Origin of the sequence: Streptococcus sp. GP0011 (genome assembly GCF_030546305.1) — a bacterium.
Taxonomy (GTDB): Bacteria; Bacillota; Bacilli; order Lactobacillales; family Streptococcaceae; genus Streptococcus.
The window spans coordinates 329,034-352,154 of record NZ_JAUONR010000001.1; the positions used below are offsets into that span (position 1 = coordinate 329,034).

The following is a 23,121-nucleotide window of genomic DNA, read 5'->3' on the forward strand; positions in this document are numbered from 1 at the left end:
CTTTATTCTGAGAAATGTTGACTATAAACTGGTTCGAATGGCTTTTTTCTGATATAGGATGATAGATAGATGGGGGATATGATGAACATACAAAAAGAGAAAGTTAGAAAAGAGTTGGTGTCCCTCTGTTTGGGAGAGTTCACAGCCGTCCTATCCCTTTGGTTTTGTTTTTTCCTTTTGAAAAATCGGCTTGCTGATTGGAATAGTCTAGTAACCATTCTCTATCCTTTGTCTTTACTGACATTTATTTTGCTTCAAGGTTCAATCTACTGGGCGATTTTGATTAGAAGAATGTCGAATCCCCAGTTTGGTAGTGGAAGTGTCCCCAAACTATATGCTGGTTTTAGAACACTAGACCTTGTTTTACTTATTTCAGGATTTCCTTTTATTGTATGGAATACACAGAGTTTCCAAGTGGCTACTATAGCCACACTAATACAGCTTTTTGCCCTTATCGAATGGGTTAATTATTTCCTCCTACGCCTATCTTATAGTTTGAACCCACTTGTTTTATGGAAACGAATTACTAAGGGAAAACTAGAAAAAAGCAGAATAGCCAAGGAGTTGGGGTAGGGGAGTGTAGTATTGGAGAGTTTAAGTTATTCAAACAATGTTAACTTCAAATTTTCATTTATATTATAATGTTCTTAATGAATATTCAGGAAGAAAACTAAATGCCCAACAAATTTCTATTCTTTGAAACTTTTTGCTTACAAAGGATTTTCTAGAGTATTGAACTTGAAGTTACTAATTGAGCGGAAAAAAGTTAGTTTGATGTCATCGCTATACAAAATTTTACCTTCGTTCAAACTTGTATTGATTTATATTGTCAGTGTTTTCGTGATATAATATTATCAGAATAAATTAATGGAGAATCTGAATGAGAAACGATATTCAACCGGCCTTACAAACAGTCAAAACTTATTTTGAAAAATCAGAATTTTACATTCCTAGCTATCAGAGACCCTATGCTTGGCAAGTACCACAATGTGAACAACTCATTGAAGATATTAATCTTCATATGGAAAATTTCGATGATAGTTCCCAAGACAATTATTTCTTTGGAGCAGTTCTCATCGCTCAAGAAACTGGAGAAGAGCATGAAGTAACTTTGATTGATGGTCAGCAAAGAACAACGACATTTATGTTACTTCTTAAGGCAATCCTATTGAAGATTGATAGGGAGCTTGAACTTCAACCGACTCTAGATGCTGATGCACGCAGATTAGTGAAACGTCTTAATGGTCTTAAAGAGCAGATTGTTACAATGCTTTTCAACGTTTCAGATGACGAAAAAGATGATTTCGTTGATGGCTTGTATTATCCTAGTGAGGATAGGATTAAGTATCTAAATCATTCAATCTCGGAAAAATATGCTAGTGAGATGACTACTATCTTGTTAGGTAGAGATTTCCCTTCGATTAAAGAGAAAGTTTATCAAATTTATCGTCGTCAAAAAGATAATCGTTATACAAATTATTATAAAAACTTTAGATATTTTTATAATATGTGTGATGATTTGAATGTTTTTAAACTCATCAATTTTGCTAATCATTTCATTGATAACTGCCAAGTGATCACCATTACAAGTTATAATACCGATCAAGCAATAAATATTTTCAATTCTTTAAATGGGACTGGTGTCCCATTGACCCCAATTGAAGTAATCGTATCTAAGACCACTGCAAATGCATCAGATAGGAAAAACTTCGAAAAAAATTGGCAAGAGATTGTACAACGTACCGATTCATCTCGATTAGACTTAAATGCGTTAATTACTCATTATATTTTCGTAAAACTCTCAGAACAAAACGGAGCTGATCGAAGAAATCCTGGTATTAGAGCCTTTTTCTCAAAAAATAAGCATCTATTGAATGAAGATACTCTGTTTACTTCTGAACTAAATACAATCATAAACAATTTTGAACGAGTATCTGATACTATTAATGGTCAATTGATAAACAAATTAAACGGTAATTTAAGACCTTTTGTTAGTAGTTATCTATTTTTCAGACAAGACAACACATATCTGGAATACTTACTTAGATTTGGAGTTTTGATTGAATTATCTGAACTCTCGTATAGCCATAAACTTTTTAAAGGCTTTTTAGAAGAAATAAATTTGTTGTACAGTCAAGTCGATTCAATTTCAATCGACGAACTTATTTCAAAAATAAGAAACCATATTCATGACAATTTTATTTATGAAGATGTTAAACAAACTTTGACTGAAAGTGGTGTTTCAAATTCGATTCTTTACGTAAATGAATTCTTATTTGCATTGGAAAAAGGTATAGACTTTAATTTAGACGGGAATATTGATATTGAACATATTATGCCACAAAGTGGTTTAAATCGAGAAAATATTATGTCAGATGCAGGATTAGAAAGCCAGGAAGAATTCAGAGATTATGCTGAAAAAATTGGTAATAAGATACTGCTAGAAGCTGATATTAATCGAAGTATAAAAAATGCTTGGTTTAGGAGTAAGAGAAAAAATACTATCACAAGTGGCTGTGGGTATATAGGAAGTAAGTTCCCAATAGCTAAATCCTTAGTTAATTATGTAAATGATACTTGGACTAAAACTGACATTGAATTGGCAACAGAAAAAGCTGCAAAACGAATTGCTGATTTTATTTTTGAATAAACTAGATCGATAGAATTAAGAGGTAAGTTTTAATGATGTCATTAAATCAAGTTACTTTAGAAATTCCATTAAATATTCCGAAAGAATTAGATTCTGGAATTTATAAACGTTATGGTTCGATAATCAGAGATTTATCTGGTAGTTAAAATTGTACTCAATACTTGTTAAAATATTAGATTATTTTTCCCTTTCAGAAAGGAAACTCGATGCCCTACAAATTTCTACTTTTTGATCTAGATCACACCTTGCTTGATTTTGATACTGCTGAGGATGTGGCTCTGACACAACTTCTAAAAGAAGAAGGAGTTGCGGATATTCAAGCCTACAAAGACTATTACGTTCCTATGAACAAGGCTCTCTGGAAGGATTTGGAGCAAAAGAAAATCAGTAAACAAGAACTAGTTAACACGCGCTTTTCTCGTTTGTTTGATCATTTTGGACTGGAGAAAGACGGTATTTTACTTGCTCAGCGTTACCAATTTTATCTCGCTCAACAGGGACAAACTTTTTCAGGCGCTCATGAACTCTTAGACAGTCTCATTGAGCGAGATTATGAACTGTACGCTGCGACAAATGGCATAACTGCCATTCAGACAGGGCGTTTGGCTCAATCTGGTCTGGCTCCCTATTTCAATCAAGTTTTTATCTCCGAGCAATTACAAACTCAAAAACCTGATGCACTTTTCTATGAAAAAATCGGTCAAGAGATTGCTGGATTTGATAAAGAAAAGGCCCTGATGATTGGAGATTCCCTAACAGCTGATATTCAAGGTGGCAATAATGCTGGGATCGATACTATCTGGTACAATCCCCATCATTTAGAAAATGAGTCGCAAGCCCAACCGACTTACGAAGTCCATTCTTACCAAGACTTACTGGATCGTTTGGATACTATGTAGTGCTTTTCCTAAGAGAGGTTGATATGGAAACTAAAGTCATTGAAGAGATTAACAACTTACTAAATCTCATCGAGCAGTATCAGTTAAAAGGTGTGGTTGCTCAAGTAAATTCGTTAAAAGAGTTAAAGTATACCATAAGCAATCATATAGAGTTAAGTACTCGAGAGAAGATGAATATCCACTATTCACTCTTTCTTCCTAGGGGTGGCTTATCTGAACTCTACTATATGGACGCTAATTTTGAACGGATGAAGTCTGTAAATAATCAACTTTCCTATGCTATTGATACAATCGAAAAGTTTTTAATGGGTGATTGATACTGTGAATACTCATGTCAAATAATAGGATCGATAACAATATATATAAGAACTGTAAAAAGTGGTTTCAATAGCCACTTTTTGCTATAATAGAGGCAGTAAAAATGAAGGAGTGATAAACGATGTCAAGACCAGAACTTTCTCTTTATGAACCATTGTATACACTAAAGGAAGTTGATCAAAATATCTGGATAGTAGACGGTGATTTGATTCAAATGGATATGAAGGGCTTCAAACTACCTTTTCAGACACGTATGACGGTGGTTAAGTTAAAGGATGGAAAACTTTGGATTCATTCTCCAATCGCGCCAAACGAGGAGCTCTTTACTGAACTGGATGCTTTGGGAAGAGTCGCTTACCTGATTTCACCAAATAAGATTCACTACGCCTATATTGCAGATTGGAAAAAAAGATATCCTCATGCGCAAACATGGTCTAGTCCAGGAGTTGAAGAGAGAGCGAAAAGTCAGAATGTCAAGGTGGTATTCGATGCTCCCTTAACAGATAAGGCTCCTGACCTATGGTCTGATGAGATTGATCAACTTATTTTTAAGGGAAGTTCTGCGATTGAAGAAGTGGTGTTTTTTCATAAATCGACTAAAACACTCATTGTAACGGACCTTATAGAGAATTTTGAACCGGAAAAGATAGCTAGTCCAATCCGAAGAAAAATCTATCGTTTAGCCCGTGTAACAGCTCCTGATGGACAAACTCCTATCGATTATCGGATGACTTTTTTAGGAAGACAAAGGGAAGCAAGAATGTCTTTTTCCCGTATGTTAAACTGGAAACCTGATAAGATTATACTTGCACACGGCCTATGCTTTTTTGAGAATGGTATGGATGAATTAAAACGTGCTTTTAGATGGATACGGTAAAGGAGAAAAAGATGCAACACTCATCTTGGCATGCTTTGATTAAGGAGCAATTACCTGAGGGCTATTTTGGGAAAATCAATCAATTTATGGAACAGGTCTATGCTCAGGGAACTGTTTATCCACCTAAGGAAAAAGTTTTTCAGGCTCTCTTGACTACACCACTTGAAGAAGTGAAGGTGGTGATTCTAGGGCAAGACCCCTATCACGGGCCAGGTCAAGCGCAGGGTTTGAGTTTTTCGGTTCCAGATGCTATTCCAGCTCCGCCGTCCTTGCAAAACATTTTAAAAGAATTGTCAGATGATATCGGCGTTAAGAAATCACATGATTTGACGTCTTGGGCTGAGCAGGGAGTCTTACTTCTCAATGCTTGCTTGACTGTTCCTGCTGGGCAGGCCAATGGTCATGCTGGGCAGATATGGGAGCCATTTACAGATGCTGTGATTCAGGTGGTCAATAATCTAGATAGACCAGTAGTCTTTGTGCTCTGGGGCGCTTATGCACGCAAGAAGAAGGTCTTGGTTACCAATCCTCACCACTTAATTATCGAATCAGCCCATCCAAGTCCTTTATCTGTTTACAGAGGATTTTGGGGTTCTAAGCCTTTTTCAAAGGCCAATGCATTCTTAAGAGAGACAGGACAAGAGCCAATCGATTGGCTTAGATAAGGAGAAAATATGCCTCAGTTAGCGACGATTTGCTACATTGATAACGGAAAAGAACTACTCATGCTCCATCGCAATAAAAAGCCCAATGATGTCCATGCTGGCAAATGGATTGGTGTGGGTGGTAAGCTAGAGCGAGGAGAGACGCCTCAGGAATGCGCGGCGCGTGAAATCCTCGAAGAAACAGGTCTAAAAGCCAAGCCTGTGCTAAAAGGCGTTATCACTTTTCCTGAATTTACGCCTGATTTAGACTGGTACACTTATGTTTTTAAGGTTACAGAGTTTGAGGGTGAGTTGATTGATTGTAATGAAGGAACCTTAGAATGGGTTCCCTATGATGAGGTCTTAAGCAAGCCGACTTGGGAAGGTGACCACACCTTTGTTGAGTGGCTCTTAGAGGATAAACCCTTCTTCTCAGCCAAGTTTGTTTATGATGGGGATAAATTATTGGATACCCAAGTTGATTTCTATGAATAAAGGAGAAAGCAGATGCTACTAATCAAAAATGGTCGTGTAATGGATCCTAAGTCTGGTTTGGATCAAGTGTGTGATGTTTTGGTCCAAGACGGAAAAATTGTCAAAATTGCCCCTGAAATCAAGGAAGAAGGAGCAGAGGTGCTTGATGCTACTGGTCTTGTAGTTGCGCCTGGACTGGTTGATATCCATGTTCATTTCCGTGAACCGGGTCAAACCCACAAGGAAGATATTCATACGGGTGCTCTAGCGGCGGCTGCAGGTGGTTTTACAACGGTGGTCATGATGGCTAATACCAGTCCAACCATCTCGGATGTGGAAACTTTGCATGAAGTTCTCCAGTCAGCTGCTAAAGAAAAGATCAATGTCAAGACAGTTGCGACTATTACCAAGAACTTTAATGGCCAAGACTTGACAGACTTTAAGGCGCTTTTAGAAGCTGGAGCTGTTGGTTTTTCTGATGACGGTATTCCACTTGAAAGTAGTAAAGTTGTCAAGGAAGCCATGGAAGAAGCCAAAAAACTCAATACCTTTATCAGCCTTCATGAGGAAGATCCAGGTTTGAATGGAATTCTTGGCTTTAACGAAAACATCGCTAAAGACCACTTCAAGATTTGTGGTGCGACAGGGGTGGCAGAATACGCTATGATTGCGCGTGATGTTATGATTGCCTATGCAACCAAGGCTCATGTTCATATCCAGCATTTGTCTAAGGAAGAAAGTGTCAAGGTAGTGGAATTCGCTCAAGGTTTGGGAGCGCAAGTCACAGCAGAAGTAGCGCCACAGCATTTCTCTAAGACAGAAGCACTTCTCTTGACTCAAGGTAGTAATGCTAAAATGAATCCTCCGCTTCGTTTGGAATCAGACCGTTGTGCCGTTATCGAGGGTCTCAAGTCAGGTGTTATCACAGTTATCGCGACAGACCACGCGCCTCACCATGCAGATGAGAAAAATGTAGAAGATATCACCAAAGCGCCATCTGGTATGACTGGCTTAGAAACCTCTCTTTCTCTTGGTTTGACTTATTTGGTAGATGCTAGCGAGCTAAGCTTGATGGAATTGCTTGAAAAAATGACCTACAACCCAGCCAAGCTTTACAACTTTGAAGCAGGTTACTTGGCTGAGAATGGTCCAGCGGATATCACTATCTTTGATGCTAAGGCTGACCGCCTTGTGGACTCCCATTTTGCTTCAAAAGCTGCAAATTCACCATTTATCGGTGAAACTTTAAAAGGGCAGGTCAAATATACCATCTGTAAGGGACAAATCGTTTACAAAAACTAGATGGGATTCTGCTCTATAAACTATAAGAATAGAGAGCGTATATGTATCGAACCCATCAATTTAAAGATAAGTTTATTTTATTTCTTAAGATATTTTTTCCTATCCTGATTTATCAGTTTGCCAATTATTCTGCCTCTTTTGTTGATACAACCATGACTGGGCAGTACAATACCATGGACTTGGCTGGTGTATCAACTGCAACGAGTCTATGGAATCCTTTCTTTACTTTTTTAACAGGGATTGTTTCGGCCATGGTTCCCATCATAGGCCATCATCTGGGACGAGGCAAAAAGGAAGAAGTGGCATCTGACTTTTACCAATTTATCTACTTGGCTTTCGGATTGTCTTTGGTCTTGCTTGGCATGGTAGTATTCTTAGCGCCGCCTGTCTTAAACCATATCGGACTAGAAGCTCAAGTGGCGTCAGTTGCAGTCTCTTATCTTTGGCACCTGTCTATCGGGATTATTCCCTTGTTGCTTTTTAGTGTCATTCGGTCATTGTTAGATTCTCTTGGTTTGACCAAGCTATCTATGTACCTCATGCTTTTGTTACTTCCGCTAAATAGTGGTTTTAACTATCTCTTGATATATGGAGCTTTCGGTTTTCCTGAGTTTGGTGGCGCAGGAGCAGGGCTAGGAACTTCCCTAGCCTATTGGGTTTTATCGGGCATTTCCCTGCTTGTTTTGTTCAAACAAGAAAAGTTAAAAGCGCTACATCTTGAGAAACCTATTCCACTCAATATAGATAAAATTAAGGAAGGTCTCCGATTAGGTCTACCAATCGGGGGAACCGTCTTTGCTGAGGTAGCTATTTTCTCCGTGGTGGGACTAATCATGGCTAAGTTTTCATCGCTCATCATCGCTAGTCACCAGTCAGCTATGAACTTTTCCAGCCTCATGTATGCTTTTCCTATGAGTATTTCCTCTGCTATGGCGATTGTTGTGTCTTACGAGGTGGGGGCTAAACGTTTTGAGGATGCAAAAACCTATGCTAGTCTGGGGAGAATAACAGCCCTTATTTTTGCTTGTCTTACCCTATCCTTTCTCTACATTTTTAGAAATCGTGTAGCAAGTCTATATGGGAATGACTCTCAGTTCATTGAAACAACTGCTGTATTTCTAACCTACAGTCTCTTTTTCCAATTAGCTGATACCTTTGCAGCTCCGCTCCAGGGGATTCTAAGAGGCTATAAGGACACTATCGTTCCTTTCTATCTTGGCTTAATTGGGTATTGGGGAGTAGCCATACCTCTAGGATACCTACTAGATCAAGTAACTGACTTAGGGGCATTTACCTACTGGATTGGGTTAATTGCCAGCTTGATTGTTTCTGGTTGTTTGTACCAATGGCGTTTGAAAACTGTAATGAAAAGATTGAGCTAATTTTAAGAAATTATCCTGAAAAATGACTTTGTGAAAAAATACTCTAACTAGAGAGAATCCCTGTTTTAACAGGGATTTATTTTTTTATATTGTGAAATTTTATTAACCATATACTTTGACAGCGTATACTAAAAAAGGTAAAATAGTAAGGTAAGTACAAAGTTAGAAAGGCAAGATTATGTCAACTTTAGATAAAAATCTTTTGCTAGAGATGTTCCGTAAGATGGAAGAAATCCGTCGCATGGACTTAAAAATTGCTCAGTTAGTGAAAAAGGGGAAAGTTCCCGGTATGACTCACTTTTCTGTTGGAGAGGAAGCTGCTAACGTTGGAGCGATGTTGGCTCTCAACCCAGATGACCTGATTACTTCCAACCACCGTGGTCATGGACAGGCTATTGCCAAAGGGATTGACCTTAACGGAATGATGGCAGAAATCCTTGGTAAGTACACCGGTACTTGTAAAGGAAAAGGTGGTTCCATGCATATTGCTGACCTTGATGCGGGTAACCTTGGTGCCAATGGTATCGTAGGTGGTGGTATGGGAATCGCTGTTGGTGCAGCCCTCAGTCAGCAAATGCAACATACTGGAAAAATTGTCGTTTGCTTCTTTGGGGATGGAGCGACCAACGAAGGTGTCTTCCACGAAGCAGTGAACATGGCTTCCATCTGGAACCTTCCAGTGATTTTCTACTGCATTAACAACGGTTATGGGATCTCTGCGGATATCAAGAAAATGACTAACGTGGAACATATCCATCACCGTAGCGCAGCTTATGGAATTCCTGGAATGTTTATTGAAGATGGTAACAACGTCATTGACGTTTATGAAGGATTTAAGAAAGCTGTAGACCACGTTCGTGGTGGCAATGGTCCAGTCTTGATTGAAAGTGTCACTTATCGCTGGCTTGGTCACTCATCATCTGACCCTGGTAAATATCGTACTCGCGAAGAAGTGGAATTGTGGAAACAAAAAGACCCAATTGAAAACCTCCGCAATTACCTTATTGAAAATAACATTGCTAGCGTTGAAGAATTGGAAGAGATCCAAGCACAAGTGAAAACAGCAGTAGAAGCTTCTGTTAAATTTGCTGAGGAAAGCCCATTCCCACCGCTTGAATCCGCATTTGAAGATATTTACGCAGACTAAGGAGAAAGAGATAAAAATGGAAACAAAAACAATGTCCTTCCGTGACACCATTATCCTTGCTATGTCTGAGGAAATGCGTCGCGATGAAAATGTGTTCTTGATGGGAGAAGACGTCGGCGTCTTCGGAGGAGACTTCGGAACTTCTGTCGGAATGCTCGAAGAATTTGGTCCAGAACGTATCCGTGACTGTCCGATTTCTGAAGCTGCCATCTCTGGAGCAGCAGCAGGAGCGGCTATGACAGGACTTCGCCCAATCGTTGATATGACCTTCATGGACTTCTCAGTCATTGCCATGGATAATATCGTTAACCAAGCTGCCAAAACACGTTATATGTTTGGTGGTAAAGGTCAGGTTCCAATGACTGTCCGATGCGCAGCTGGTAACGGTGTCGGTTCTGCAGCTCAGCACTCGCAATCTCTAGAGTCTTGGTTCACTCACATTCCAGGACTTAAAGTTGTAGCTCCAGGTACTCCTGCGGACATGAAAGGACTTCTCAAGTCTTCTATCCGTGATAATAACCCTGTTATCATTCTTGAATATAAGTCAGAATTTAACCAAAAAGGGGAAGTGCCAGTTGATCCAGAATACACAATCCCACTTGGAGTTGGCGAAATTAAACGCGAAGGAACGGATGTAACAGTTGTTACTTATGGAAAAATGCTTCGCCGTGTGGTTCAAGCTGCTGAAGAATTGGCAGAAGAAGGAATTTCGGTTGAAATTGTTGACCCACGTACCCTTGTACCGCTTGATAAGGATATCATCATTAACTCAGTTAAGAAGACTGGTAAGGTCGTTCTTGTCAACGACGCCCACAAAACAAGTGGCTATATCGGAGAGATTTCAGCTATTATTTCAGAGTCAGAAGCATTTGACTATCTAGATGCCCCAATTCGCCGTTGTGCAGGAGAAGATGTACCAATGCCTTATGCACAAAACCTAGAAAATGCAATGATTCCAACAGTTGAAAGCATCAAAGATGCAATCCGAAAAACTTATAACAAAGAATAATACATAATATAAGTTATGTAAATTATAAGAATTTCTGACTTACTAACTTGAGTTATATTTTGTATCCAAGTTGTATGTAAAGTTGCGACAATTTTTTGACGAATCGATAATATTCGACAAAAAACTTAGTAAGTCTACTAGGTTGGCCGCCAGATAGCGGCAACCGTAGTAACTTGAGATACGTTCCGTGTCCAAGTTACTTGTAGAGTTGAACACGGGCTAAAAGCTCGGAAAAAAGATAAATCTCCTTGGCTTCATCGAAGCCAGCGTTGATTTCCGATTTTTCGGTCGCTTTTAAACGCCTTTTGCATCATGTAATTAAATTCGGACGGAGGTCTGTGAAAAAAAGATAGATTTCCTTGTGTTCATCGAACACATCGTCAATCTCCTATTTTTTCATTGCCCTCTTCGTCATAAATATCTTAGTATAGAATTGGAGAGGTCATGGCTGATGACAAGCTAAGAGCGACTCCTGCGGCTAGAAAGTTAGCGGATGATCTAGGGATCAACCTCTACGACGTTTCTGGCTCAGGTGCAAACGGTCGTGTCCACAAAGAAGACGTGGAAACTTATAAAGACACAAATGTGGTTCGCATTTCGCCACTTGCAAAACGAATTGCCCTTGAACATAACATTGCTTGGCAGGAAATCCAAGGAACAGGTCACCGTGGTAAAATCATGAAGAAGGACGTTTTGGCCTTACTTCCTGAAAATATCGAAAACGACACCATCAAGTCTCCTGCTCAAATCGAGAAAGTGGAAGAAGTTCCAGACAATATCACTCCTTATGGTGAGATTGAGCGTATTCCAATGACACCAATGCGTAAGGTTATCGCGCAACGTATGGTTGAATCTTACCTAACTGCGCCAACTTTCACACTCAACTATGATGTCGATATGTCAGAAATGTTGGCTCTTCGTAAGAAGGTTCTTGATCCGATTATGGAAGCAACTGGTAAGAAGACTACTGTAACAGACCTTCTTTCACTCGCTGTTGTGAAAACATTGATGAAACACCCATACATCAACGCTTCATTGACAGAAGACGGCAAGACCATTATCACTCATAACTATGTCAACCTTGCGATGGCGGTTGGTATGGATAACGGTCTAATGACACCAGTTGTTTACAATGCTGAAAAAATGAGCTTGTCAGAGTTAGTAGTAGCCTTTAAAGACGTGATTGGTCGTACCTTGGATGGTAAATTGGCTCCAAACGAACTGCAAAATTCAACCTTCACAATTAGTAACTTGGGAATGTTTGGTGTTCAGTCCTTTGGTCCGATTATTAACCAACCCAACTCAGCAATCCTCGGGGTAAGCTCAACAGTTGAAAAACCTGTAGTTGTCAATGGTGAGATTGTCATTCGCCCTATCATGAGCCTAGGATTAACCATTGACCACCGTGTCGTAGATGGTATGGCTGGTGCTAAGTTTATGAAAGAATTGAAAGACTTAATTGAGAACCCAATCTCAATGTTGGTTTAAAAATACAGTATTTATTTTTAGAGATATAGATAAAGGAAGTAAGACATGGCCTTAGAAGTAATTATGCCAAAAGCCGGCGTAGATATGACAGAAGGACAAATTGTCCAATGGAATAAGAAAGTCGGAGAATTTGTAAAAGAAGGAGAAATCCTTTTGGAAATCATGACTGACAAAGTCAGCATGGAATTGGAAGCCGAAGAAGATGGATACTTGATTGCCATCCTCAAAGGAGATGGTGAAACAGTCCCAGTAACTGAAGTTATCGGTTACCTTGGGGAAGAAGGGGAAAATATCCCAACAGCTGGAGCGGCTGCACCAGAAGCTAGCCCAGCACCTGCAGTAAGTGCTTCAAATGATGATGGTAAGAGCGATGATGCCTTTGATATCGTTGTGATTGGTGGAGGTCCTGCTGGATATGTAGCAGCCATTAAAGCTGCCCAACTTGGTGGTAAGGTTGCACTTATTGAGAAATCTGAACTTGGCGGAACTTGCTTGAATCGTGGATGTATCCCAACTAAGACCTACCTTCACAACGCTGAAATCATCGAAAATATCGGTCATGCAGCAAACCGAGGTATCGTCATCGAAAATCCAAACTTCACTGTAGATATGGATAAACTTTTAGAGACAAAATCTAAGGTTGTCAATACTTTGGTTGGTGGCGTTGCGGGTCTTCTTCGCAGCTACGGAGTTACAGTTCATAAGGGTGTTGGTACTATCACTAAAGATAAGAATGTCTTGGTAGATGGTTCTGAATTGCTTGAAACCAAGAAAATCATCCTTGCTGGTGGTTCAAAAGTCAGCAAGATAAACGTTCCTGGTATGGAATCATCACTCGTGATGACAAGTGACGATATCCTTGAAATGAATGAAGTTCCAGAAAGCCTCGTAATCATCGGTGGTGGTGTTGTCGGTATCGAACTCGGTCAGGCCTTCATGACATTTGGTTCAAAAGTAACTGTTATCGAAATGATGGACCGTATCGTTCCAGCTATGGATGCGGAAGTTTCTAAGAATCTTCGCTTGATTCTTGAGCGTAAAGGTATGACCATCTTGACAGGTACAAAATTGCAAGAAATCATCGAAGAAAATGGTCAACTTCGTATCAAGGTTGAAGGAAAAGACGATATCATTGCAAGCAAAGCTCTTCTTTCAATCGGTCGTGTGCCAGACCTCGAAGGAATTGGCGATGTTGAGTTTGAGTTGGATCGTGGACGTATCAAGGTCAACGAATATATGGAAACTTCTGTTCCAGGTATTTACGCACCAGGTGACATCAACGGTACTAAGATGTTGGCGCACGCAGCCTTCCGCATGGGTGAAGTTGCTGCTGAAAATGCCCTCAAAGGAAATCATGCTGTTGCCAAATTGAACTTGACTCCTGCAGCCATCTATACTCTTCCTGAAGTAGCAGCAGTAGGTTTGACTGAAGAACAAGCGCGTGAGAAATACGATGTAGCCATCGGTAAATTCAACTTTGCTGCCAACGGTCGTGCCATTGCATCAGATGCGGCTCAAGGTTTCGTTAAAGTTATTGCTGATAAGAAATACGGAGAAATCCTTGGTGTTCATATCATCGGTCCTGCAGCCGCAGAATTGATTAACGAGGCGTCAAGCATTATCGAAATGGAAATCACTGTTGAAGAAATGCTTAAGACCATCCATGGACATCCAACCTACTCTGAAGTGATGTACGAAGCATTTGCGGATGTTTTAGGAATGGCTATCCATTCACCTAAGAAAAAATAATCAAGATTTTCAACTAAATTTTCTTAAAGTAGTACGGACGGCAGCGACCTCTATTAGAGTTCCATGCCTAAAAATTGAGCCTCTTGTCTCAATTTTTCCGAGAAATGTAACGATAACACGTTACATTTCTTTTTACCACTTTAGAAAATTTGATTGCTATGAACAGAATTTAAAAACTAAATTTTTGGAAATACTATGAAATACATTATCAATCATTCAAACGACACTGCTTTTAATATCGCCTTGGAAGAATATGCCTTTAAACACCTTTTGGATGAGGATCAAATCTTCCTTCTTTGGATTAACAAACCTTCTATCATTGTTGGTCGTCACCAGAATACTATCGAAGAAATCAACCGTGACTATGTTCGAGAAAATGGTATTGAGGTAGTCCGCCGTATCAGTGGTGGCGGAGCTGTTTATCACGATCTAAACAACCTCAACTACACCATCATTTCAAAAGAAGATGAAAACAAGGCCTTTGACTTCAAGAGCTTCTCAACTCCAGTTATCAATACCTTAGCTCAACTAGGCGTCAAAGCTGAGTTCACAGGCCGTAATGACCTTGAGATTGATGGAAAAAAATTCTGTGGCAATGCCCAAGCCTATATCAATGGGCGTATCATGCACCACGGTTGCTTGCTCTTTGACGTTGATTTATCAGTCCTTGCTAATGCCCTCAAGGTTTCAAAAGACAAATTTGAATCAAAAGGTGTGAAATCCGTTCGTGCCCGTGTAACCAATATTGTCAATGAATTACCTGAAAAAATCACAGTTGAAGAATTCCGTGATTTGCTATTGGAATACATGAAAAAAGAGTACCCAGAGATGACTGAATACGTCTTTTCAGAAGAAGAAATGGCGGAAATCAATCGCATTAAGGATACAAAGTTCGGTACTTGGGACTGGAACTACGGTAAATCACCTGAATTTAACGTTCGTCGGGGAACAAAATTCACTAGTGGAAAGGTTGAAGTTTTTGCCAACGTCATTGAATCAAAAATCCAAGATATCAAGATTTATGGTGACTTCTTTGGTGTCGAAGACGTTGCAGCTGTAGAAGATGTCCTTCGTGGCGTAAAATATGAACGCGAAGATGTTCTTAAGGCACTAGAAACTATTGACATCACACGCTACTTTGCTGGTATCAGCCGTGAAGAAATCGCTGAAGCAGTAGTGGGGTAAGGAAAAAGAATCCATTTATGATGGATTCTTTTATTAGGGTTAAACTTAATAATCATGCTGATTAGATTATAATAGAGATGAAAAATGAAAAGGAGTTATTCATTAATGTTAGAAATTCCAGTAGAAAGCCTTAATCTATTTGAACAGTTAGACCGTAATGTTGTTGCTTTCTATAGAAATGAAGAAATTAATCAAACTGAAAGTTTAAATATAAGCATCACACAAGAACATTATGATATGAAATACAAAGAGCTTCAACCTTTAGGATACCAAGCTGTTCAAATAGCTCTGGGAATGGCTTTAGATAATGTAATCCAGCAAGCCCATTTTCAAAATCTTATAATTGGCGGTCTTCTCCCCGATGAAATCAAAGTAAACAAAGGGGACTTAATGTCTTTGAAGGACATTGTTGATAGTTTTTGTATTATGTTTGCTGCAGCAAATAACCGATTGAAAATAGTAAGGCTTATGAATTTATGAAAGATAAGACAGTGTTCTTTATTGGTAAACTGTTAACTGACGATCTTAAAAATGGTGACGAAATTTCGTATATGGGAATCGAAAGAGAATCAGCTGATGGTACTTCTTATGAAGCAGTAAAATGTTTTCTAACTAAAGAGAGTGCTGAGCAGTACAATGATTCAAAAAAACCAGTAAGCCCAGCAAATCTAGCCTATCTGCAAGCCTTTTGGGGTAAACCAGTAATTATAGAGCCTCACCGTAACTACTGGATTGAGTTTAAATAACTAAAAAACGAAAGATAAAGGAATTGGTCTTTCGTTTTTTAGCAATAGTTGCTTTACATAATTTATAATATGTAACAATCATAAACTATCTAAAGCATTCTTTTGTTCATCATTGACGATATGGGTATAGAGGTCAGTGACTTGTGTACTGGCATGTCCTAGCTGATGGCTGACCAAAACTTGCGATTTAGTAGCATCATAGAGCCTAGTCGCCAGAGTATGGCGTAGTTTGTGTGGAGTTACACGGACTTTGAAGTCCTCAGAGTACTTAGCAACCATCTTTTCAACACTAGAAGCATCAATACGATTGGGAACGCCTCGATATAAGGTCAAAAAGAGAGCTGTATCTGTCTTTTCCGTCTTATAGCGTTGATTTCGAATGGCTAGATAATTCTCTAGGTAAGCCTTAGCAAAAGCAGCGACATTGACAGAATCACGTTTCCCCCCTTTTCGAGTGACATCGATCACCATCATTTTGAGATTGAGGTCTCTTAGATCTAGATTAACAGCTTCAGATAAGCGGACACCAGACGCTAGGAGAAGGGCAATAATGGCCAAATCACGTTCTTTGTTCTTATTAAATGATGAGAGAGCGCGATTTGAGAGCTGTTGTGGGTACTCCTGATCGATATAAGTTAGAAAACCTTCTGTTTCATCACCTAGAAAGAGTTTTTGCTTGATGTTTTCAGCTCTAGCAGCAAGTGTTTCTTTCTTTTTCTTGGTTGAAACTTTCTTCATTACATTACGATAGAAATAGGGTTCTCCCAGGTCGTTTTCAACCTCCTCTGTTAGATACTTGTAAAGACTAGAAAGTGCTGATAAGGTCCGATTGATGGTCGTCTGAGATACACCTTGCTTGGTTGTATTAGCATTCAGCAATGGACGTTCACGTAGATATAGGATAAAAGCTTCCATATCTTTCTTAGACATATTTTCCAAGACAGATAAAGGAATATCAGACATTTTATCAGCATTTGAAATTCCAGACTCTAAAACCCAGCTGAAAAATCGATCGTATTCCTTGAGATATTCGTACAAGGTTGTAAAACTGTAGGGAACAGCAAGCTTTGATTGGTAGTATTCCAGAACATACCAAGGCATGATTTGTTTTAGTTTGTCGATTCGTTCCAATAAAATCTCACGTTTCATGTATTTTCTCCATAATTAAGTCTACTAGTAGTATAGCATAGACTTACATATTTTTCAAGAAAATTATAGTTTTTCGGAAAGATGTTATAGTGAATATTTTGGAATGAAAAACTCAATCACTAATTCATCCTATCATTCAGACTGTCTTCAAAACCTTTCTAAAGGACAAAGACGAGATTATCAACGCCCTTCGATTATCTTATTCCAACGCAAAATTGGAAGCGACGAATCATCTAATTAAACTCATCAAGCGCAATGCTTTTGGTTTTCGAAACTTTGACAACTTTAAAAAACGCATTTTCATCGCTCTGAATATAAAAATAGAGAGGACAACGATCGTCCTCCCCAGATATTAGCTTTTCTTCCACCCACTACAATTAACAAAGAAACAAACTTTATTTGACATAATTTGAAAAAATTTATCGAATTTATATTATGAATAATTAATAATAAAATCTTCGAATTCCTTCGGTGTAAAGGTTCTAACTTCATCTACACACAATTTTTCTAAAACATCCATTCCAAAATTATGAAAACGAGTTTGACTAATTTGTGAAAAACTTTGAAGTAGACTAGTAAAACCGGGATTATCTAGACTATCAGGTATAATACAACTATTTTTATCTTCATTATATACTAGAATAAAATAACAATTTTCTCTAAAAAAATCGGGATTTTTAGAAAAAATTTCACAACATGCAGTTATTGAATCTTTAACCTTTGTCCTGATAAGTTCTAATTTTAATTTTGCAATTTCAATGTTTAAACGATTTATTCTGCGTCTTTGATGATTTCTGCTTTGACTTGTTTCTGGAACTTCAATTTTACCATTTTTAAACTCAATAAAAAAAATTTTATTTAATTTCTCAGAAAAAATCACTGAATCTACTGACTTTAAGCTTTTATCTGTAATACCAAAAGAACGAACGTGCTCTTTCATTACATCATCAAAATTAATTGCAGAATTAGAATGTATAGAGTAATTTTCATCAATTAAATATTTATTATTAGAACTATCAAATGAAATATCTCTGAAATTTGAAATATTATTTGTAAAAATACTATTATTTAATAAATTTTTCATAACTTAAATAAATCTCTCATTTTCAATTTTTTGAAATGGCTTTGCTAATATTTTATAAATCTCTGAAACATTTCCAGTAACATCTTCAAATTCCGATAAATCATTTTCTATCTTCGCTAAATAATATTTGGTTTTGGAATCAATTGCATATTTTGTCGAGTAAACTTCAATTGCTCTTACAAAATATGGACTGTGTGAATTTATAAGGAAATTTAGATTCATATATTTTTGCATTAATACTATGATCTCAGCTAAAACTAGTTGCCATTCAGGATGTAGATGAACTTCTGGTTCATCTAAAATTACTGGTGAGTTTGGTTCAATTGTACCATTTTCTATCAATTTCTTTAATAAATAAAAAGTTTTCATACCCGAGGATAGATTATCTATACTTAAAACTTTTTTATCTTCATTACCTCTGTTATATGAGTATACAATGCCAGTGCCATTTTCATCTAATATCTTTTCAATTTTATCATAAATAATTTGAATGAATAATTTGAATGTCTTCTTTGATAATAATTTTATCTATTGGATTCTCTGATTCTTTCTTATTATACTGGCTTAAAATAACCTGTCTATGAGTTCGATTGGTTTCTGAATCACTTCTAAACATTCTAAAATCTGTTTGATTGATTGTATCTATTATAAATGGATCGTCAATATAAATTGGCTTAAAGTTTAGACTAAAAAAGTTTGGTATGTCAATAAGTTTGTCATTTTGGAAATACGTTTCAATCTGTTCATTTTTAATTTTTAGTTTTATAGAGCCAATCTCATGTTTAGAATTTACATTATTTATGTTAGACGAAAATTCTGATTCGAAATAATTATTTGTTTCTTCGTACAGCACCTGTTGCATTGTTGATTGGTTTATTTTATATATAGCCAAAATCAACTTTTGAAAATTTGATTCAGACAATTGTTCATTTAAACTATATAAGTTTAAAACTTTTTTAATATCATCTTCTGTTTGAGTTGAAATAAGTTTTAAAACAACTTTATTAAGGTCTATAGGATTTTCGTTAAAAAAGAAAATGTCAAAATAATTATCTAAATCTAATATTCTACTTTTAATTGCTCGTTCTTTATAAGATCTATACGTCTGTGTAATTTTATAAAATGAATTAAAGATAGCGAATAATGATTTACTTACTGTACTTTTTCCTGTTGAGTTTTTACCAGCGATAATAGTAAGACCGTCAATTATTATATCTGAGTGGTGAATTTTTCCGATTTTTTCAATGCTGATTTTCATTATTTTCTCCATAAATTCTTTTCACTTTGAATTTATTATACCATAAAAACATTAATTTAATTAAATTTATGGAGAAAATAATGCTCTTTATTCTTCAATAGCTATCTTTCCTTTACAATTCTTTGTAGAAAGATTTTTTACTGCTAGGCATCTCTTTGGGAATTATAAATAAACCGCAATGACAGTCATCTATTACAACAATAAGTATTTTTTTAAAGATGGTAAAATATCCTTATTTTTTCAGCGTTCTTTTTGCCATGCGACATCCTTTATATTTTGTTTTTTTCCTTATATTGATAAGGATACCTTCATATTTTTCATGCCAACTTGTCTTTCAATTGCTACGTAATCAAAATTATGTAATATTAATTATTGCTCTACAACAACAAATCTTTGACTTTTCCAATTTCATTTTTTGGAATCACTAGGTGAATCATATCACCCAGATACATTCTAGTTGAGCCGTTAACGGTTTGGCTCTTGCCATTATGGACTTGGGTGGTAATGAGTACGTTATGTGGCAAATTGAGTTCGTGAACCTGTTTTCCAGCGATTTTGTCAGACACAGGGATTTCTATGAGGGTGACTTCTCCTTCGTCTGTTGCTTCTTCTGGTAGCATTTTTTCTAGCATGGCCTCATAGACTGGTGCTCCCTTGAGCAGATCCATGACGATGTAGGCGACTAAGGTCACTAAGCCCAGTGGCATGAGGTTGCGAATATCCCCAACCATCTCAGTTACGAGGATCATGGCAGTTAAGGGTGCCTTGGAAATTGCCCCAAAGTAGCCACTCATTCCCAGAATGACAAATATAGGGAATTGCTCCTGACTGACAAGCCCAAGGTTGACACAAATGACACCAACTAGGGCACCAAGTAAGGAACCAAGCGCCAGAATGGGAAGGAAAATTCCTCCTGGGAGGCCACTTCCATAGCTAATCATGCTCCAAATAAAGCGAATCAAAAAGTAAGCTAATAAAACCTGGAAACTAAAATCTTGCTCAGTTAGGGAAAGAACAAGCTGATTTCCACCACCAAGGATTTGTGGCAAGAAAATCCCGACTGGTATGATAAGGATAAAGGCTAGGATTGGATAATAAGCTTTATCCAAATGGATTTTTTGACCAATCCAGTCATAAATTCGACCAACATTGAGTACAGCCTTCTCATAGAGAAAACCAGAAAGTCCGAGAAAAACTCCCATAAAGAGGTAAATCCAATACTGGTCTAGGGTCATGAGAGGAATGTTGTCTGGCATATCCAGTACGGGTGTTAAGCCAAATATGAGCAGAGAAACAAAGTTTGCTACGAGACTGGCTGCTAGAGTTGAGACCCAGAAAAATCGTGAAAAATGGTGATAGACTTCCTCCACAACAAAGAGGAGACCTGCAATCGGTGCATTAAAGGCAGCGGCTAAACCTGCAGCAGCTCCACTGGCGATCAGGGAACGTTCCTCTACTGGGCTAGATTTGAGCCACTTGGCAATGCCTTTACCACCGACCGCTCCAAGTTGAATACTTGGCCCTTCTCGACCTAGCATAAGGCCACTGGCAATAGCAAGAATACCTAATACATATTTCTTCCAGAGGACACTCCACCAGTTAAGAGTCATCAGTCCCTTTAGTTCGGCTTCGACTTGAGGAATTCCTGAACCCTTGATATCTTTTTCTGACCGAGTTAGTTTCGCACTAAGCCAGCAAACGAATACATAAAATAGGCCAATGATAAAAAGATTGCGCACTAGGTGCGCTTGATCTTGATAGAGTCCTTGTATCAGATGGAAACCCTTTTCGATTAAGAAACGAAAGGATCCGACGATTATCCCGACGACGAGACCAACAATGATTCCTCGTCCAACTTGGGATAATATGGTGCTTGAGGCAAAGGCAAATTCTTTCTTGGAACTGAGTGTTTCTGACTGTTCCTCCATAATCATTTCCTCTTACTTGTCTTTCTTAGTTGAAACCAGTGTTTTGACTGGTTCAAAACTGGTTCGGTGAATTGGGGTGACACCTAGTTTTTCAAGCCCTTCTAGATGTTTAGCTGTTCCATAGCCTGCATTAGCTGTAAAATCATAGCCAGGATATTGCTGATCGTATTCCTTCATCAATTCATCCCGTGTCACCTTGGCTACTATAGATGCTGCTGCGATTAAGAGGGAGTTAGCATCTCCTTTGATAATGGAGGTTTGTGAAATTGGTAACTCCAGTTTCATGGCATCTATCAAGAGGTGCTCAGGTTGCGGACTGAGCTGGGAGATTGCTTCCTTCATGGCTAGTTTGGTAGCTTCATAGATATTGACTTGGTCGATGACCTGATTATCCATGATACCAATGCCGATTGCTAAGGCTTGGTCTTGAACAGCATGATAAATTTCCAGATGTTTCTTTTTGGGGATTTTTTTACTATCGTTGAGGCCTTTAATCTTACAATTTTTAGGTAAAATAACAGCTGCAGCAACTACAGGGCCAGCCAGAGGACCACGGCCGACCTCGTCAACACCTGCAATTAGGGTCAATCCTTGCTTATACAGTTCTTTTTCATAGGAAAGCATAGTTTCTAGGCGAAGGTCTTCGTCCAGTTCAGCCTGAATGGATTTTTTACGCTTGTTGATTTCTTTTTGAACTCCAGAACGAGGATCCTTTTCCAGTTCAAGAAAAAGGGGATTGTCTAATTCTTTGACAGTAGCAAGAAGTTCCTTGATTTCTTTAATCGTCGTCATCGATGTCGTCCAATGTATCTAAGGTGTAGTTACCGAGTTTTCCATCACGGACTTCCTTGACGAAGAGGCTGTAAAAGCGGTCGTAGTCGTCTCGGAAACCAAGGGCACGGGTCATATCCATGATGATAACAGGTGCTTCTTCTTCTATCTTCATTTGTTTGAAGCGTTCAGCTAGCTTTTCTGGATAATGTTTTTTGAAATAATTGAGACCAAAAATGGTCACTTCATCCATTGGGAGTAGTTGATCTTTAATTGCTCCAGTCAAGGCTAGTTTCAAAGCAACGGTTTCGTCTTCAAATTTAGGCCATAGAATACCTGGCGTGTCTAATATTTCCAGGTCTTTGTTGGTTTTGAGCCACTGTTGCCCCTTAGTAACACCTGGTTTATTGCCGACCACCGCAATCTTTTTCCCTGCCAAACGATTCATGAGAGTTGACTTGCCGGCATTTGGAATTCCGATAATCATAGTCCGCAAGGTTTCGATCTTGATACCGCGTTCTTTCTGGCGTGCAATCTTATCAGCCATGAGCTTTTTAGCAGCATCAGTAACAACTTTTACAGTTACTTGCTCTTTGGAGTTGATAGCCAGAGTTTGGATTCCCTGTGATTCAAAGTACTGACGCCATTCTTTGGTCATTGCGGGGTCAGCAAGATCTGCCTTATTCAAAATCAAAAGCTTTGGTTTATCCCCCACAATCTTAGTTAACATAGGATTTTGACTAGATAAAGGTAGCCGAGCATCCACCAAAATCGTCACAAAATCAACAAACTTAAGATTCTCCTGAACTTGCCGCCGAGCCTTAGACATGTGGCCCGGAAACCATTGAATAGTAGCCATAATATTTTCCCCTTCCGACTAAAAAAACGTAGTAAAAACGTTTTCTTTCTTACTACCTATTCTATCATAAATGAGGAACTTTTGCATAGGCTTTGACCATAATAAATGACAAATAATATAGGTCCGACACATCCTTGATGCCAGTCACGATTTACTTGACTTTTTTTGCTAACAGGTATATACTTAGTGTATACTAATTCGT

Annotated in this window: 21 protein-coding genes and 3 pseudogenes; 16 read left to right on the forward strand and 8 right to left on the reverse strand. The window is 38.2% G+C overall.

All coding sequences use genetic code 11. The features are described from left to right. The first annotated feature begins 69 nt into the window (after window positions 1-69). The 15 genes and pseudogenes from Q4443_RS01640 to Q4443_RS01710 all read left to right on the forward strand — a co-directional run bounded on the left by Q4443_RS01640 (window position 70) and on the right by Q4443_RS01710 (window position 15,870). Window positions 70-573: a hypothetical protein gene (locus tag Q4443_RS01640; protein WP_049518728.1), complete on the forward strand. Its 504-nt coding sequence runs from the start codon at window positions 70-72 to the stop codon at window positions 571-573. A gap of 307 nt (window positions 574-880) precedes the next feature. Further along, window positions 881-2,650, forward strand: a complete 1,770-nt coding sequence (locus Q4443_RS01645; protein ID WP_049518727.1) for a DUF262 domain-containing protein — start codon at window positions 881-883, stop codon at window positions 2,648-2,650. A 206-nt stretch (window positions 2,651-2,856) separates the two neighbouring features. Then, window positions 2,857-3,549 (forward strand): YjjG family noncanonical pyrimidine nucleotidase, encoded by a 693-nt coding sequence (locus tag Q4443_RS01650; RefSeq protein ID WP_049518725.1) that lies wholly within the window; start codon window positions 2,857-2,859, stop codon window positions 3,547-3,549. A 23-nt stretch (window positions 3,550-3,572) separates the two neighbouring features. After that, window positions 3,573-3,866, forward strand: a complete 294-nt coding sequence (locus tag Q4443_RS01655) for a hypothetical protein (RefSeq protein ID WP_049518723.1) — start codon at window positions 3,573-3,575, stop codon at window positions 3,864-3,866. Between the two features lie 122 nt (window positions 3,867-3,988). Further along, complete coding sequence (locus Q4443_RS01660; RefSeq protein WP_049518721.1) at window positions 3,989-4,744, forward strand: DUF4336 domain-containing protein; 756 nt, start codon at window positions 3,989-3,991, stop codon at window positions 4,742-4,744. Between the two features lie 11 nt (window positions 4,745-4,755). Continuing rightward, a complete protein-coding gene (locus Q4443_RS01665; RefSeq protein ID WP_049518720.1) occupies window positions 4,756-5,409 on the forward strand; it encodes a uracil-DNA glycosylase in 654 nt (217 codons plus the stop codon). Window positions 5,410-5,418: 9 nt separating this feature from the next. Next, on the forward strand, window positions 5,419-5,883 hold the full coding sequence (locus tag Q4443_RS01670; RefSeq protein WP_001135757.1) for an 8-oxo-dGTP diphosphatase: 465 nt from the start codon (window positions 5,419-5,421) through the stop codon (window positions 5,881-5,883). 12 nt (window positions 5,884-5,895) lie between these two features. Continuing rightward, window positions 5,896-7,164 carry a dihydroorotase gene (locus Q4443_RS01675; RefSeq protein WP_303407856.1) on the forward strand — a complete coding sequence of 423 codons (1,269 nt, stop codon included), beginning with the start codon at window positions 5,896-5,898 and terminating at the stop codon, window positions 7,162-7,164. Window positions 7,165-7,205: 41 nt separating this feature from the next. Beyond that, window positions 7,206-8,546 carry an MATE family efflux transporter gene (locus tag Q4443_RS01680; RefSeq protein ID WP_049518717.1) on the forward strand — a complete coding sequence of 447 codons (1,341 nt, stop codon included), beginning with the start codon at window positions 7,206-7,208 and terminating at the stop codon, window positions 8,544-8,546. A 178-nt stretch (window positions 8,547-8,724) separates the two neighbouring features. Then, window positions 8,725-9,693 (forward strand): thiamine pyrophosphate-dependent dehydrogenase E1 component subunit alpha, encoded by a 969-nt coding sequence (locus Q4443_RS01685; protein ID WP_000105352.1) that lies wholly within the window; start codon window positions 8,725-8,727, stop codon window positions 9,691-9,693. 16 nt (window positions 9,694-9,709) lie between these two features. Next, window positions 9,710-10,702: an alpha-ketoacid dehydrogenase subunit beta gene (locus tag Q4443_RS01690; RefSeq protein WP_049518715.1), complete on the forward strand. Its 993-nt coding sequence runs from the start codon at window positions 9,710-9,712 to the stop codon at window positions 10,700-10,702. 444 nt (window positions 10,703-11,146) lie between these two features. After that, window positions 11,147-12,190, forward strand: a complete 1,044-nt coding sequence (locus tag Q4443_RS01695) for a dihydrolipoamide acetyltransferase (protein WP_049518713.1) — start codon at window positions 11,147-11,149, stop codon at window positions 12,188-12,190. A gap of 45 nt (window positions 12,191-12,235) precedes the next feature. Beyond that, window positions 12,236-13,939 (forward strand): dihydrolipoyl dehydrogenase, encoded by a 1,704-nt coding sequence (lpdA, locus tag Q4443_RS01700; RefSeq protein ID WP_049518712.1) that lies wholly within the window; start codon window positions 12,236-12,238, stop codon window positions 13,937-13,939. Between the two features lie 195 nt (window positions 13,940-14,134). After that, entirely contained in the window at window positions 14,135-15,124 is a 990-nt protein-coding gene (locus tag Q4443_RS01705) for a lipoate--protein ligase (protein WP_049518710.1), read from the forward strand. A 105-nt stretch (window positions 15,125-15,229) separates the two neighbouring features. Further along, window positions 15,230-15,870 (forward strand): annotated as a pseudogene (locus Q4443_RS01710) (hypothetical protein). A 78-nt stretch (window positions 15,871-15,948) separates the two neighbouring features. Here Q4443_RS01710 and xerS read toward each other — a convergent pair. Beyond that, on the reverse strand, window positions 15,949-17,019 hold the full coding sequence (gene xerS, locus Q4443_RS01715) for a tyrosine recombinase XerS (RefSeq protein WP_303407857.1): 1,071 nt from the start codon (window positions 17,017-17,019) through the stop codon (window positions 15,949-15,951). A 122-nt stretch (window positions 17,020-17,141) separates the two neighbouring features. Here xerS and Q4443_RS01720 point away from each other — a divergent pair. Then, window positions 17,142-17,375 (forward strand): annotated as a pseudogene (locus Q4443_RS01720) (transposase); the annotation flags it as partial. Window positions 17,376-17,452: 77 nt separating this feature from the next. Here Q4443_RS01720 and Q4443_RS01725 read toward each other — a convergent pair. From Q4443_RS01725 to ylqF, 7 genes and pseudogenes are all read right to left on the reverse strand, one after another. Next, the gene (locus tag Q4443_RS01725) at window positions 17,453-18,103 is read right to left on the reverse strand and encodes a hypothetical protein (RefSeq protein ID WP_049518707.1); all 651 of its coding nucleotides are present in this window, start codon (window positions 18,101-18,103) and stop codon (window positions 17,453-17,455) included. A gap of 3 nt (window positions 18,104-18,106) precedes the next feature. After that, entirely contained in the window at window positions 18,107-18,631 is a 525-nt protein-coding gene (locus tag Q4443_RS01730) for an AAA family ATPase (RefSeq protein ID WP_368506372.1), read from the reverse strand. After that, the gene (locus Q4443_RS01735) at window positions 18,579-19,361 is read right to left on the reverse strand and encodes a hypothetical protein (RefSeq protein WP_303407859.1); all 783 of its coding nucleotides are present in this window, start codon (window positions 19,359-19,361) and stop codon (window positions 18,579-18,581) included. Before Q4443_RS01735 ends, Q4443_RS01730 begins: the two co-directional genes overlap by 53 nt. Before the next feature lie 96 nt (window positions 19,362-19,457). Beyond that, window positions 19,458-19,727: pseudogene (locus Q4443_RS01740) on the reverse strand (hypothetical protein); the annotation flags it as partial. Window positions 19,728-19,738: 11 nt separating this feature from the next. Beyond that, window positions 19,739-21,289 (reverse strand): ClC family H(+)/Cl(-) exchange transporter, encoded by a 1,551-nt coding sequence (locus Q4443_RS01745; RefSeq protein ID WP_049518703.1) that lies wholly within the window; start codon window positions 21,287-21,289, stop codon window positions 19,739-19,741. Between the two features lie 12 nt (window positions 21,290-21,301). After that, window positions 21,302-22,081 (reverse strand): ribonuclease HII, encoded by a 780-nt coding sequence (locus Q4443_RS01750; RefSeq protein WP_049518701.1) that lies wholly within the window; start codon window positions 22,079-22,081, stop codon window positions 21,302-21,304. Then, the gene (gene ylqF / locus Q4443_RS01755; protein ID WP_000201310.1) at window positions 22,068-22,919 is read right to left on the reverse strand and encodes a ribosome biogenesis GTPase YlqF; all 852 of its coding nucleotides are present in this window, start codon (window positions 22,917-22,919) and stop codon (window positions 22,068-22,070) included. The genes Q4443_RS01750 and ylqF overlap by 14 nt, the downstream gene beginning before the upstream one ends. Window positions 22,920-23,121 lie beyond the last annotated feature (202 nt).